The sequence below is a fragment of the Chryseolinea soli genome (assembly GCF_003589925.1).
Taxonomy (GTDB): Bacteria; Bacteroidota; Bacteroidia; order Cytophagales; family Cyclobacteriaceae; genus Chryseolinea; species Chryseolinea soli.
The window spans coordinates 3696075-3709941 of record NZ_CP032382.1 but is presented as its reverse complement, the minus strand read 5'-3'; the positions used below and the strand labels follow the sequence as shown (position 1 = coordinate 3709941).

The 13867-nt window shown below is 45.5% G+C and carries 10 protein-coding genes; 9 read left to right on the top strand and 1 reads right to left on the bottom strand.

Annotated elements, in window-relative coordinates; genetic code table 11:
- Positions 1-10 precede the first annotated feature (10 nt).
- Complete coding sequence (locus D4L85_RS15885) at positions 11-2599, bottom strand: glycoside hydrolase family 95 protein (protein WP_228450918.1); 2589 nt, start codon at positions 2597-2599, stop codon at positions 11-13.
- 446 nt (positions 2600-3045) lie between these two features.
- On the opposite strand from D4L85_RS15885, the gene D4L85_RS15880 reads away from it, so the two are divergent.
- From D4L85_RS15880 to D4L85_RS15835, 9 genes are all read left to right on the top strand, one after another.
- Positions 3046-3810, top strand: a complete 765-nt coding sequence (locus D4L85_RS15880; RefSeq protein WP_119758820.1) for an SDR family NAD(P)-dependent oxidoreductase — start codon at positions 3046-3048, stop codon at positions 3808-3810.
- A gap of 56 nt (positions 3811-3866) precedes the next feature.
- The gene (locus D4L85_RS15875) at positions 3867-4649 is read left to right on the top strand and encodes an L-fucose dehydrogenase (RefSeq protein ID WP_119755214.1); all 783 of its coding nucleotides are present in this window, start codon (positions 3867-3869) and stop codon (positions 4647-4649) included.
- 78 nt (positions 4650-4727) lie between these two features.
- Positions 4728-5288 carry a Crp/Fnr family transcriptional regulator gene (locus D4L85_RS15870; protein WP_119755213.1) on the top strand — a complete coding sequence of 187 codons (561 nt, stop codon included), beginning with the start codon at positions 4728-4730 and terminating at the stop codon, positions 5286-5288.
- 139 nt (positions 5289-5427) lie between these two features.
- On the top strand, positions 5428-6504 hold the full coding sequence (locus D4L85_RS15865; protein WP_160143765.1) for an adenylate/guanylate cyclase domain-containing protein: 1077 nt from the start codon (positions 5428-5430) through the stop codon (positions 6502-6504).
- A gap of 682 nt (positions 6505-7186) precedes the next feature.
- Complete coding sequence (locus D4L85_RS15855; RefSeq protein ID WP_119755210.1) at positions 7187-8218, top strand: efflux RND transporter periplasmic adaptor subunit; 1032 nt, start codon at positions 7187-7189, stop codon at positions 8216-8218.
- A 4-nt stretch (positions 8219-8222) separates the two neighbouring features.
- The gene (locus D4L85_RS15850) at positions 8223-11315 is read left to right on the top strand and encodes an efflux RND transporter permease subunit (RefSeq protein WP_119755209.1); all 3093 of its coding nucleotides are present in this window, start codon (positions 8223-8225) and stop codon (positions 11313-11315) included.
- A gap of 9 nt (positions 11316-11324) precedes the next feature.
- On the top strand, positions 11325-12677 hold the full coding sequence (locus D4L85_RS15845; RefSeq protein WP_119755208.1) for a TolC family protein: 1353 nt from the start codon (positions 11325-11327) through the stop codon (positions 12675-12677).
- Between the two features lie 44 nt (positions 12678-12721).
- Positions 12722-12934, top strand: a complete 213-nt coding sequence (locus D4L85_RS15840) for a hypothetical protein (RefSeq protein ID WP_119755207.1) — start codon at positions 12722-12724, stop codon at positions 12932-12934.
- A gap of 9 nt (positions 12935-12943) precedes the next feature.
- Positions 12944-13570 carry an outer membrane beta-barrel protein gene (locus D4L85_RS15835; RefSeq protein ID WP_119755206.1) on the top strand — a complete coding sequence of 209 codons (627 nt, stop codon included), beginning with the start codon at positions 12944-12946 and terminating at the stop codon, positions 13568-13570.
- The last annotated feature ends 297 nt before the right edge of the window (positions 13571-13867 follow it).

Here is a 13867-nt window from a genome sequence, read left to right as displayed (position 1 = left end):
AACGTTCCTGCTATGATTTTGTCCGCTGTCCGCTGAAGGTGTACGTCTTCCCTTTCTGCGTTTTAAACGTCGTAATATAGTAATCTCCTTCGTGCTTGCTGGTCGACTTCAATCCCTGCACTTTGATTGGCACCTTCGTGCGTATCGTGCAAGGCCCGCCGATCAGTGACCTTACCTCGCCATTGGTCAACGTATTCTGATCCCACTCGATCGCAATTTCAAAATTACCTCTCGCACGAAGTCCTGACACGCGTCCCTTTCCCCATTCATCCGGAAGGGCAGGCAATAGAAATATCTCATTGAGCTGACTCTGTAAAAGCATCTCCGTAATGCCTGCCGTGCCAGCGAAATTACCATCAATTTGAAAGGGAGGATGTGCATCAAAAAAGTTGGGATAGGTTCCTCCTCCGTCAACCATATTCGTTCCGCTGTCCTCAGTATAGTGCAGTAATCGTCGCAGCAATTTGTGGCTGTGATTCCCATCCAGGAGGCGCGCCCAAAAATTGATCTTCCACCCTAGGCTCCATCCGGTACCAACGTCAGTCCGAATCTCTAGGCTGCGCTGAGCTGCACTGGCAAACGGTATTGACTGCATCGGCGAAATCTGAATCCCAGGATACAATCCATAGAGATGGGAGGCGTGCCGGTGGGTTAGATCTCCATCCTCCCAATCTTTACTCCACTCCTGCAGATTACCCCTCTTTCCGATTTGAAGCGGAAGTAGTTTACCACGTTTTGCTGCCAGTTCAGAGACAAAGATATCTTTGTCCTCCAGGATCTTGCCTGCCGCAATAACCATCGTGAACACATCCCACGTAATGGACATATCCATCGTCGAGCCGACTGCCACTACCTGGCGTTTTCCTTTATCATCGATATATTGATTCTCCGGAGACACCGAGGGAGAAGTAACCCAGTAACCATCCGCGTTTAGCACCAGCCACTGAGAAGCAAATCTTGCAGATTCCTTCATCACCGGGTATGCTTCCTTGAGGAATGCAAGGTCTTGGGTAAAGTTGAAGTGTTCCCAAAGATGCCTGCAAAGCCACGCACCCCCCATAGGCCAGTTCGCCCATTGTGGGCCACCCTTACGCTCACCCACCGGGTTGGACGTCGCCCAGATGTCTGTATTGTGGTTTGCAACCCATCCACCAAGTCCATAGAATTCTTTGGCTGTACGCGCTCCCGTGACGGAAAGATCGCGCATGATAAAGCGCAACAAAGGCTCATGCATCTCGGAAAGGTTGGTAATTTCTGCAGGCCAATAGTTCATCTGCGTGTTGATATTAATCGTATAGTTGGAGCTCCACGGTGCACGCAACTCCTTATTCCACAGTCCCTGAAGGTTAGCCGGACGTCCTTCCGGTCGCGAACTGGAAATGAGCAGGTATCGTCCATACTGAAAATACAACGCCTCAAGTCCATGATCCGAGCTTCCCGTCGAATAAGCTTTTAAGCGCAAATCAGAAGGCAGGTTTGCATTTGCGTTCTCACCATCCTGGTCGATCTGAAGCCTCACACGCGAAAAATATTTCGAATAATCGGCAACATGGCGGGCTCGAAGCGCATTGAATGGCATTTTCACGGCAGCTGCCATGGCATCGGACGCTAATTTATTTTCATCCTTGCCTCCGCTATCCGGGCAAACATCAAAACCATTAAAGCTGGTGGCAGCGGTAACGTATACGGTTATGTTGGTGGCGTTTCTAATCACTAAGGCCGACTTATCATCAATAACCTGACCATCGCCCGCGAGAACACGTATCCGAAACTGGAAACGCATTCCACTACACTTTGAATCATCTTCATAAACAATTGGCTCCCGAGGCTCATGTAGATAACTGGGATCAACGTGCGCAGGTGCTTTGCCGGCTACAATCAGTTCGTGCCCCGAAACAGCTATCGAACTTTGGAGCAAACTGCTGGCGCTTAACCTCATATTCAACGCGCCTGCCTGTGATGCCGTAAATCGCAACACCATAACGTTGTCAGGCGCTGATATAAAGCTCTCTCGCGTAAACGCTACACCCTTAACCTTAAAGCGGGTTGTTTGTGTCGCCGTTGCTATATCGAGGCCACGATAATAGTCATGCATGTCACCCTTGCTAAAGTCTTGCTCGATTGAAATATCGCCCATGGGGAGAAAAGACTCTGTGTAGTTACCCTGCGTAAGACGAACCAAACTGTCGGCCTTGGAGGTCTGTCCGTTTGCCAACGCCTTGCGAACCAGTGGCAGAAGGCCAGGAGCATTCGGGTTAATGTCCGACTTAATCGGACCTCCTGACCAGAGCGTTGTTTCATTCAGTTGGATCAGCTCTTTATCAGGGATACCAAACATCATAGCACCAATTCTCCCGTTTCCTAACGGAAGGGCCTCCACCCACTTGGTGGCCGGCTTTGTATACCACAGCGATAAGTCAGCCCTATTCTCCTCACGAGTATTCTCCTGTACATTCTGTGCGATTGTCGTTCTGCTGATAGACAGAACAGCAAACACTGCTACGAAACAAAATAAGATACGCATGTGATGAGTTTTTAGATAGACAACCAAAGCTGGAAGATATCGCCTTGGCTGTTCGCGAATGTTACTAACGGTCATTATAACTGATAAAAAGGTTAGATTGAAAATTTAGCTGGGACTTGTCGTCATCAGTAGCTGTCGTACTGCGTTACAAAGCGAGTTGACTCCGCTGAGCAATGCCAGAATTGTCAACGTGAGTCACCCCTTTGTCCCAAACCAAGGTTTAACATGCCTACGCATCTCCCTGCTGCAGTGTGCAGAAAGACTGTGGCGCTATCCTGATAGACAACGCCGCCAGCTCGCAATACTCACGGAATATTAAGATATCGTTAATTTTCCGCTTTTTTTTAACACCGTTCGTAGTCAAGAAATGCCATCCACCATTGTACAGCGCTCCGCTCGTGCAATTCCTAAATTTAGGTGAGTATCAAATGCGTCGCTGTTTGTCATCACTCTACACGAGCGGACACGCATGCGAACCGCAATGGAGGTCCCGAATAAGTACACAGACGCTATACCAAACGATGTTTTCATTGGCCAAGAAAAAAGTTGTCATTACCGGGGGTGCAAGTGGAATTGGTCGTGCCATCGCTGAAACATTTGCTCTGCACGAGGCAGAAGTCCATATCGTGGATGTCAATCCCAAGCTCGCAATGGATGTTGTGAATGAAATACGCAAGGCGGGAGGAAAAGCACACACCCATCGATGCAACGTTGCCAACCACATCCAGGTGAAAGATTTGCTTACAACAATTGGAGATATCGACATTCTAATAAACAGTGCCGCCGTATCGCACCTAGGTACAGCCGATACGACATGCGAAGAAGACTTTGACTGGTTAATGGCGGTTAATATCAAAGGCACCTACAACTGCATACACGCTGCCATCCCGTTGCTGCGTAATTCTGGCGGTGGCGTAATTCTGAATATAGCGTCCGTTGCCGCATCAATCGGCCTCCCTGAAAGGTTCGCGTATTCTACCACAAAAGGTGCCATCACGGCCATGACCCTTTCCATTGCCCGAGACTATTTTTACGAAAATATTCGCTGCAATTCCATTTCACCGGCTAGCATTCACACGCCCCCCGCGCATGCATTGGTCAATGACACTTATCCCGGACAGGGGACAATAGACCTCAAAAAGCTGTCCAGGTTGCAACCCATCGGTCGCCTAAGCACTCCTAAGGAGGCAGCCTCGCTTGCCCTATATCTATGCAGCGATGAGGCAGCATTCATTACCGGAAATGATTACCCCCTCTACTGGGGCCTCATAAAATTGAATACTTGATTAACGCGCCAAGAAGGTCAATCAACTATATTGAACTACAACCAAAACAACCATATATGGATTTCTTATTGAAGGAGAAAGTATTCATAGTTACTGGCGGAGCAAAAGGCATCGGAGAAGGAATCTCAAGGACACTCGCCCGCGAAGGCGCCATTCCTGTCATAATTGGACGAAGTAAAGCTGATAACGACATAGTCCTAGCGGCCATCAAGGCAACCCAAGGAAACGCATTCTGTATTGAGGCGGAATTAACAAACCCAGAAGAGTGCCGAAAAGCTGTTGACATCTGCGTCGCCAACTTTGGCAGAATCGACGGCTTGGTAAATAACGCAGGCGTCAATGATGGCGTTGGACTGTCGAACGGCAACTATGAGCTTTTCATCAACAGCATTCATAAGAACTTGGTGCACTATTATCTCATGGCACACTATGCACTGCCGTGGTTAATCAGAAGCAAGGGATCAATCGTAAACATCGGAAGCAAAACCGCCGAGACTGGTCAGGGTGGAACCTCTGCATACGCTGCATCCAATGGTGGGCGGAATGCTCTGACTCGGGAATGGGCAGTCGAGCTGTTACCGCATGGCATCAGGGTTAATGCCGTTATTGTAGCAGAATGCTATACGCCCCTGTATGACTCTTGGATCAAAAGATTTCCTAATCCGTCGGAAAAGCTCGCGTCCATAACGGGCAAAATTCCACTCGAAAAAAGGATGACCACAGCCGACGAAATCAGCAACATGGCTATCTTTCTACTTTCAGAACGTTCGAGTCATACTACCGGCCAACTCATTCATGTGGACGGTGGATATGTCCATCTTGATCGATCTATATCTTAACATAGTTTTTAAACCTCAGCACATTATACTAACCTTTTAAACACGCAAACATTAACTTGTAAAACAAACTTACCCGCCATGGACCTTCTCAACTTTATCAACTCAAAAGTAACACTAACCGCACAAGAATGCGCGGAAGTGGAGCAAAAATTTCAACCAGCATCCTATACAAAAGGGGCCCTCCTTATAACGCCAAATAATTACTCATCAAAAATATTTTTCATCCAAAAGGGTCTCGTCCGAACATTCTACTATAAGGATGAAAAAGATATAACCCAGTTCTTCTTTGACGAAGGCACATTTACTGCGCCCCTGAACAGTATATTTCATCAAATATCCGAACCCTATGGATGGCAAGCATTGGAGGACACAACGGTACGAACCATCAATTATGAAGAGCTCGACCCCATGCTGACGAGAATTCCAGCACTGCAAAAAATGTTTTTTCATGTTGCCATAGATGTATTAACGCTGTTCTCCATAAAATTGGAATCACTCCAATTTCAGACGGCGGAACAACGCTATCACACCATGATAGAAATGTATCCTAAGATCCTGCTACGTGCACCACTCGGACAAATAGCGTCTTACCTGGGCATTACTCAACAGACATTGAGCGTAATACGAGCAAGGCGTTAACAGCACATTTGCGTTTTTAATGTAGATTAAAAACTTTGTCGGTTGTATTGCCTTCCTTTGCAGTCACGGTTATCATTACTCATTGTATGGCTACGCCATGTTCATACAATTAAGTAACACGAACGAAAGAAACCATATCATGGGCCATTATACAGAAAAAATCAACAGGATATATATACTGGTCTTAATAATTGCCTATGTAGCCGGCATCGATGTTTTTGTTTGCCTTAAATTACTTGGTATCCAAGAATTAACAGAAGTAAATGAACAGGGCCGTGGAGCACTCATCCCCCTTGCGACTTGTATGGGTTTAATAATAGCCCTCGGTATCGCGTGGTTGGAACTTAAAGTCTTCATCCGTTGGAAATCGTTGTCCTTCGGAAAGTTTGCTTTCTGTAAATATGGGCTCATTATACTATTGGCGACAGCAGGCTGCATTTTAGTTTTCATAATGTATTTGCTAATCCTTGAAAAACGTTCAATGCCGGAGGCATTCAGTGCTGTACCGGAGTTCCTTACCTCGGGGATCTTCCTGTCCATACTTTTTTTTGTGATCCTTTTTAGTATTGTCCTGAATATGATAATAACGATCTACGAATATCTCGGACCACACGCCATTGTGGGCGCATTGTTGGGCCGGTATAACCAACCTATGGAAGAAGACCTCACGTTCCTTTTCGTCGACCTCAAATCGTCTACTTCTATTGCTGAGCGGATGGGGCATAGTCAATATAGCCGATTTATCCAAGACAGTTTCCAACTACTCACCGACAGCATATATCAATACAACGCCACCATATATCAATTTGTAGGCGACTCAGCCGTTCTCCTATGGTCGACAAAGGCCGCACGCAAAACACTTGCCCCCCTGGAATTATACTTTGATTTTACCTGCAACATCGCCCACAACAGCAAATACTTCATAGATGAATTTGGTGAGACGCCTTTGTTCAAAGCAGCAATTCATACAGGTCTGGTTACCGTTACAGAGATACAGACCGTAAAGAAAGATATCGTATATCATGGTGATGTACTCAACACGTGCGCCCGAATTCTCGAACAATGCAGTCTTCGAAAGAAAGATTTAATTGTTTCATCCCCCATTGCACAATGGACCATGACATCAGACAGATTCAACACGTCGTTCATTGAACAACTGCCACTTCGCGGCAAAACATCAGAAACAGCTATATATTCTGTCAATCGCAGCCATTAACTGATTTGATGCTATAATATAGCCTTACAATCCTCTATTCTATTACTTCCCCTTTCAAGCTCATCGTTGGATTCAACGAGGGCCCTACACCTAAACGCGTGACCTAACGTCCGGGAAATAAACTACACTCCCTGCATATATTTTCCATGACGGCTTCCTTTTTAATCTAGATTAAAAAGGGTCTCGAATATTGTTGGTTCCTTTGATAAAAATTACAGAGATGCAACGTTCAACGAACGAAAATCATTGGGTGCTTATTGCAGATGAAACGGGACTAGCCTCGATCTTTCCAAGTCTGAAAGAAAGGTTATCACAAGAGAACCTAACAATAATTACCGTAGTATACCACTCAGATCGAAAGCATTTTACATTTCGTCCCGAGCTAACGATTCTAACGTCACATTTTCCAGCACGACTGTATGTGATATACGAAACAGTACCATACGGAAAATGTAAAGCAGAAGCCATCGAACCGGTCATCAATGCCAATACAACCACAGCAATCAACTTTACTGTCTCAGGAAGCCCCGAGTTCACGATGAAAGCTAAACATATCTTGACCTTTTTGGGTATTCACGACATCAATACACAAGAACAATTCTTCAGGTACCAATAGCAACTCAGGACGTTTTGCCCAGCTACACAACAAACACAAACTCTTATCCAGTAACAATTATATTCTATGAAGCTTAATCATTTTACCTTGCTGCTGTTGTTAATTGCAACAGCATGCGTCAGCAACAAAGAGACACCACACGCAGATGCCGATAGTGCCATACCCGTTTCCATACAAAATCTGGCATCCCAACAACTACCTAATGAAATATTGTTGAGTGGCAGCATTGAAGGCAAAACAACCGTCAACTTAGCGTTCATGGTACCCGGTAAAGTAGAATACATTTCGCACAAAGAGGGCGAAACGATTACCAACGGACAGCTATTGTCCAGACTTGAACTCACTAGTTATACACTCAATAAAGAACTGTCAGATGTACAAGTGGTCCTTGCCAAAGACGAGTTCACCCGGCTTAGTCTAATGTATAAAGCGGGCAGTCTCAGCGAGAGCGACTTTACAAAAGCCGGTATGGCCGTAACGCAGGCCGAGCTGCAAAAAAAGATTCAGGAAAAAAATATTGCGGATGCACATATCTATTCTCCGTTAAACGGAGTGTTGCTTTCAAAGCAGACCGAAGTGGGCGAAGCGGTTTCTGCCGGGGTTACATTATTCGTTGTAGCGGATATCCGAAAGGTTATAGTAACCGCATATATACCCGAAGGAGAACTACACCAAGTCGCCATCGGTCAAATGGCGGAAGTGCATATCAGTGCCTTGAACCAAAGTTTCCCGGGCAAAGTAACTGACGTAGGTGCAGTGGCCGATATGGTGTCACGGGCATTCACCGTAAAAATAGAAATCGACAACAAGGATCTGCTTATACGACCCGGTATGATTGCTGAAGCTAGAATAGCAGGCAACAGGAACGAGCATGATATCTTAATTCCCACTGAATCCGTCGTTCACGATCTGAATAATCAAAACTATATCTACATAGCCGATATCAAACAACAAAAAGCTTTTAAGCGAAAAATCAGCCTTGGCCGAATTGTCGAAAACAAAATTCAGGTCGTATCCGGCTTATCGACAGGTGAAACAATCGTGGTTGACGGACAATCGAAACTAGCCGATGGCGCACATATAACCATTATCAAATAACGTTATGAATTTCATTGAAGCTGCCCTCAAATACAAGCAGGTGACACTCGCCGTCTTGTTTATGCTATTTGCCATAGGAGTCAACTCGCTGCTTGATATGCCCCGCAGAGAGGATCCTAAAATCACCATCCGACAAGGACTTGTTATAGCCTTTTTTCCCGGTGCCAATTCATCCCAGGTGGAGGACCAAGTTACCAAGAAACTCGAACAATATCTTTTTCAATATGAAGAAGTGGATAAGACCAAAACCACATCGACTTCCAAAGACGGAATGACGGTAATAACCGTAGAGCTCACTGCCAATGTGAAGCAACCCGATATATTCTGGAGTAAACTTCGCCATCAGCTATTAATAGCGCGGGCAGTAGATCTCCCGGAAGGCGTAAACGGACCCATCGTCGATTCTGATTTTGGTGACACAGAAGCAATGGTGATCGCTCTGGATAGTAAAGACGCCAGTTTTGAACAACTAAAGTATTATGCACAGAAACTTGAAGACCTTATACGCACCCTACCCGCCGCGTCAAAGATCAAACGCATCGGTGATCAGCGTGAGCAAATTGTCGCGTCTGCGAATTCGCAGAAACTTTCACAATATGGTGTACGCCTTGACCAAGTGGTAGACCTGTTAAAATCACAAAACAGTATTAGTGCCACCGGTGAAGTGAAGACGCATACCAGCACAACACCGCTTTATACAACGGGATTTTTTCATACTGAAAATGATCTATCGAGCCAAGTGGTAGGCACATCTTCAACGGGAGCTATCGTTCGCTTGGGAGATGTAGCCAACATGAAGAGAGATTACGCGGAACCTGATGAGATTATTGCCGTCAACGGCAATAAAGCTATCATGCTTAGCATTCAAATGCACGAAGGGAACAACATCGTTGACTTTGGGAAAGCTGTAGAGCAAAAGATAGACGAGGCGAACCGATTAATGCCGACCAACATCAAACTCACTACGCTGGTATCCCAGCCCACCTTGGTAGACCATAACATATCGCATTTTATAAAAGAGTTCTTCCTGGCAATTGTCTCGGTAATTGTAGTTGTACTTCTGTTGTTGCCATTTCGAATAGCATCCGTCGCAGCGATGGCTATACCTATGACGGTGGCCCTCACCTTTGCTATTATGAACGCCGTGGGTATTGAGTTGCATCAGGTATCGCTGGCTGCGCTCATTTTGGTCCTCGGTATGGTCGTGGATGACGCTATTGTCATTGCCGACAACTATGTGGAATTATTGGATGAGCAAGTCGATCGATGGACAGCCGCCTGGCGCAGTGCCCACGACCTTTTAATGCCAGTGTTAGTCGCTACCATTACAATCATTGCTTCCTTTTTACCGATGGTTCTCATCAGCGGTGCGACTGGAGAATTCATCGCGACTCTTCCGATTACAGTAGCCATTGCATTGATCGCATCATACTTCGTGGCATTGTTCTTAACGCCATTGCTTTGTTACACATTCATCAAAAAAGGGTTACACACCCATGCGCAAGGACATGAAACCAATGGCGCCAAACAAAAAAAATCGGTACTAACCTATATGCAAGATGGGTACAATGTAGCGCTCGACTGGTGTGTAAACCATCCCAAAATTACAGTCATCGGAAGTTTCTCTTCGCTGCTTCTGGTCGGATTGCTGCTCAAATTTGGCATCCGAGAGCTGTTCTTCCCGCCAGCAGAACGCAATCAGTTTATCGTTGAGCTATGGATGCCAACCGAAACGAAACTCGAAAAAACAAACGAGACTATTTTAAAAGCACAGAAAATCATACAGGGAGATGACCGAGTGTTATCGTACGCAACGTTTACCGGAACGTCTGCTCCCCGGTTTTACTATAACTTTACGCCAGAGTTTCCCACCAAAAACTACGCACTCATCCTGGTCAATACAACAAGTGAGGCAACAGCAGAGCAGTTATCACATGAACTGAGTACCAAAGTCAGAAACCTTACGGCAGGCGGTACATTTTTCGTAAAACTGATGCAGCAGGGTTCTTCTATGAGTGCACCGGTAGAAGTAAGAATTGTTGGAGAAGATGTAAACCGATTAAAGGAAATCAGAGATCAGGTTAGAGAGATCCTAAAAACTACTCCGGGAAGTTTGTTTGTTCGGGATGACTTTTCTGAAGATTACTACGGTATCGATCTTCAACTCAAGGAAGAAGCCAAACGCCTGGGCTTCACTACCAGTAGCGTCGCACAGTCCGTCTATACAGGGTTTAATGGAGCCCCTATATCTACTATGTATGAAGGTGACACCCCGATTGATATAGTCTTGAGACTGGATGCCAACAAGCGAAGAAATACAACCGACCTTCAAGATATATACATCACATCCCCGGCAACAGGAGCTGAGTTACCACTCCGACAAATTGCTACACTTATTCCTCAATGGCATTCAGGCAAAATCATGCATCGAAATGGCGTACGAACGCTTACTGTGCAAAGTGAAACACAGCCTGATGTGTTACCTGCCGAACTGCTGGAAGCCATTAAACCTAAGATTCAAAAACTAACACTACCGGAAGGATACCGGATTGACTATGGCGGAGAGGAAGCAAACAAGGACGAGGTATTTGTAGAGATGGTAACGGCGCTGGTAATAAGTCTTGTCTTGATATTCTTCATACTGCTCTTCCAATTCCGAAACATGAAGGAGACGATCATCGTCATGCTCACTATACCGCTGAGTCTACTTGGCGCTATCTTCGGCCTAGTAGTAACAGGCAATAATTTCAGCTTTACGGCTTTCATTGGACTGATTGCGCTCTCAGGCATAGTAGTTCGAAACGCGATTATCCTGGTTGATTATACTAACATACTGCTACGCCAGGGGATGGATATTCGCACCTCCGCAATCGAATCGGCCAAAAGAAGATTGCGTCCTATATTTCTTACTGCGATGGCCGCCGCTATAGGCGTCCTACCCATGATCATTTCAGGCTCTGGAATGTGGGCGCCTTTAGCCAGTGTGTTAGCATTCGGAGTTGTGTGGAGTATGATCATGGCACTCCTTACCGTTCCCGTCTTGTATATAGCCATGATCCGTGACCGGGACAAAAATATTCTTCCAACCGTACAATAATTGTTTCTTATGAATCTGAAAATAAAATATAGCCTCGTGCTATCGGCCATCCTCATGCTTACTTGCACCGGATTGCAGGCACAGACCGGGAGTAGCTACACCTTGCAACAACTTATTGATTCGGCAATTTCGCGAAGCCACCCGATGGCGATCAAAAGCTGGCAGGTAAAAGAGAAGGTCAGCAAGCTGAACGAAGATCAAATCAGGCGATACCCTTCGGTAATGGTCGGTGCGAATTATCAGTATAACTTTTCAATAGGAGAGCTAAATATACCGGCAGGTTCTATCGGAGTCGCACCGACTTCAACGGGTGATCAATTGTTTCCGCAGGAGAATACCAATTTCAAAATGGGCCAACACGACAACTTTAGCACAGACGTTGCACTGTACCAGCCTCTTCTTCAACAGGCAAAGATCAAAACAGGACTAGCAATAGATAAGATCGATGTAACAGTATCAGAGACAGAACAAGTAAAAATTGCACAGCAACTCACGCTAGCGGTTCAGGAATTGTATTATGGCATCCTCATTAGCGAAAAACAATGGGAAGCGGCCTCTACCCGACTTGAGCTTGCGAAAGCTAAGGTCAAAGACGCGGAGAGCGGAGCAGCAGCCGGAAAAGTAATTGCCCCCAATCTAGCGGGCTTGCGAGCAGCCGTTGCCGAGGAGGAACAAAATATGCTCAAGCAAGAAATCATCGTCCAAGATTATAAACGTGAACTAATCGTGGTTGCTAATTTATCAGAAAATTCTCTTACAAAGCTTCAGGAGCCGGACTCGGCAACGATAGGGATGCATGTCATCGCGTCTGTAGATACTTACACGAATCGCATATCCGTTAATACGGATCTTCAGCTCGCACGTCTAAACCGTGACAAGGCGCTTCTTTCTATTAAAGCCGCTAACCAAAGTAATCTCCCCGATCTCGGATTGATTGCCGGATATTATTACCAGAGAGGGAACCCCATCCTTCCGACCTCGATGCCCTATATCGGTATAAACCTCAAATGGAATCTTCAAGACCTCTTCGTCAACCATCACGTGTTACATCAACGAGAAGCACAACTCAAACAAGCAGAACATACCGTGGCTTATCAGCAACAGAAAGTATATACCGATGTTGAAAAAGCCTACCGCAAAATAAATCAAACGATCGCCCTGGTTACAGTGGCAAGGAAAGCACTGAAGTATCGACTGGAAGAGCTAAAGGTACAAAAGGATAAACAGGCAGCAGGGCTAAGCATGAATAGTGATCTGCTTGCCGTCAAGGCCGATGTTGCCAAATCCGAGGCCGACCTATACGCAGCACAGTTAGCATACTTCATCGCCGTGGCCGAGCTTGAAAATCTGATCGGGCGCTGACCTGCATTTACTCAATAGACCAATTCATAACCTCATTTTCATATATGATAATACTCCTCTTCAAAACTACAATTCTCAATAGTCGGGATGTAAATCTGGTCGCTGGAGGACTTTCTCTTTTAGTCGGTGTAAACAATTGGTCCGTTGATATCGGTGATGAAGACAAAGTCTTGCGGCTGAAGACGCAAAGAAATATAGCTGAGGAAGTGGTGGATCTCCTGAGCAAGCATGGCTTTTCTTGTGAAATATTAAAATAATACAGGCATATGAAATTCATTTTAGTTTTTTGCTTAGCAGTCTTATTGTGCATCACTGCAGGGCATGCCCAGTCCAATACTGAAGAAAAGCATCGGAAGCCATCATACTATTTCAACGGTGGTATAGGGCTTTATAGTCCAATAAAAACACACAGTGCCCTTAACGAAACCGGATTTGCCAGCAGCTTTCAATTTCAAATTGACTATAAAAAACATCTTTTTGGCCGGCTGTTCTTCGATCAGTATAACATATCATTTCATACAATGTATACCGCGCGCGACGGAGCTACTTTGTTTATCAATGGAAAATTACCATCGACAATACCGGGTCTGGAAGTGGGGTATAGATGGCAGATCCGCAAATTCTCGCCGTATATTTATGCTGGTACGGGCATAGCGATCACAGATGTACCCTTTCTGGAAGAGAGCTCGACTTCGAAAGATGTAGTGCTAACGAGTGATTCGCGATCCTCTTTTACGTATCGTGGCGGAGTCGGCGTCACAGTCAAACTAAGTAAGTTTTTCATCCTATACCTCGAATCACAATACCTGAGTTTCCCTATCGCCACGCAGGTATATAATGGGACATTAGACGGTGTTTGCTTGCAGTTTGGATTCAAAACTCCTTTGCAATAGAAATCTTAGCACTTTCCTATATATCAACGCCAACCATGAGATGCAATAGAAATATATCCGCACAAAGCTTGGCAGGAGCGTACGTTTGGATGGATAAAATCCGCTAACCCTCGACGGGATTGTCAACGGGACCTTAAGCATCGGAACATCATTCGTCGAATTTAGCCAAGTTTAGAGCGGTGATTTTAAGAATGTCGCCGGCCTTCAGGCCTCAGTATGAGGATCGGCTTTGAGGCCGATTTTTATATCTGGAGTCAGTCGAGCGCCCTTTGCCATTTCAATCCGTTTGTGTCCGTT

Excerpts from the sequence above, each read along its gene's own strand:
- D4L85_RS15865 (WP_160143765.1), top strand. The coding sequence starts at position 5,428 with ATGGGCCATTATACAGAAAAAATCAACAGGATATATATACTGGTCTTA.
- D4L85_RS15840 (WP_119755207.1), top strand. The coding sequence starts at position 12,722 with ATGATAATACTCCTCTTCAAAACTACAATTCTCAATAGTCGGGATGTA.
- D4L85_RS15885 (WP_228450918.1), bottom strand. The coding sequence starts at position 2,599 with ATGACCGTTAGTAACATTCGCGAACAGCCAAGGCGATATCTTCCAGCT.
- D4L85_RS15850 (WP_119755209.1), top strand. The coding sequence starts at position 8,223 with ATGAATTTCATTGAAGCTGCCCTCAAATACAAGCAGGTGACACTCGCC.
- D4L85_RS15845 (WP_119755208.1), top strand. The coding sequence starts at position 11,325 with ATGAATCTGAAAATAAAATATAGCCTCGTGCTATCGGCCATCCTCATG.
- D4L85_RS15875 (WP_119755214.1), top strand. The coding sequence starts at position 3,867 with ATGGATTTCTTATTGAAGGAGAAAGTATTCATAGTTACTGGCGGAGCA.
- D4L85_RS15880 (WP_119758820.1), top strand. The coding sequence starts at position 3,046 with ATGTTTTCATTGGCCAAGAAAAAAGTTGTCATTACCGGGGGTGCAAGT.
- D4L85_RS15855 (WP_119755210.1), top strand. The coding sequence starts at position 7,187 with ATGAAGCTTAATCATTTTACCTTGCTGCTGTTGTTAATTGCAACAGCA.
- D4L85_RS15870 (WP_119755213.1), top strand. The coding sequence starts at position 4,728 with ATGGACCTTCTCAACTTTATCAACTCAAAAGTAACACTAACCGCACAA.
- D4L85_RS15835 (WP_119755206.1), top strand. The coding sequence starts at position 12,944 with ATGAAATTCATTTTAGTTTTTTGCTTAGCAGTCTTATTGTGCATCACT.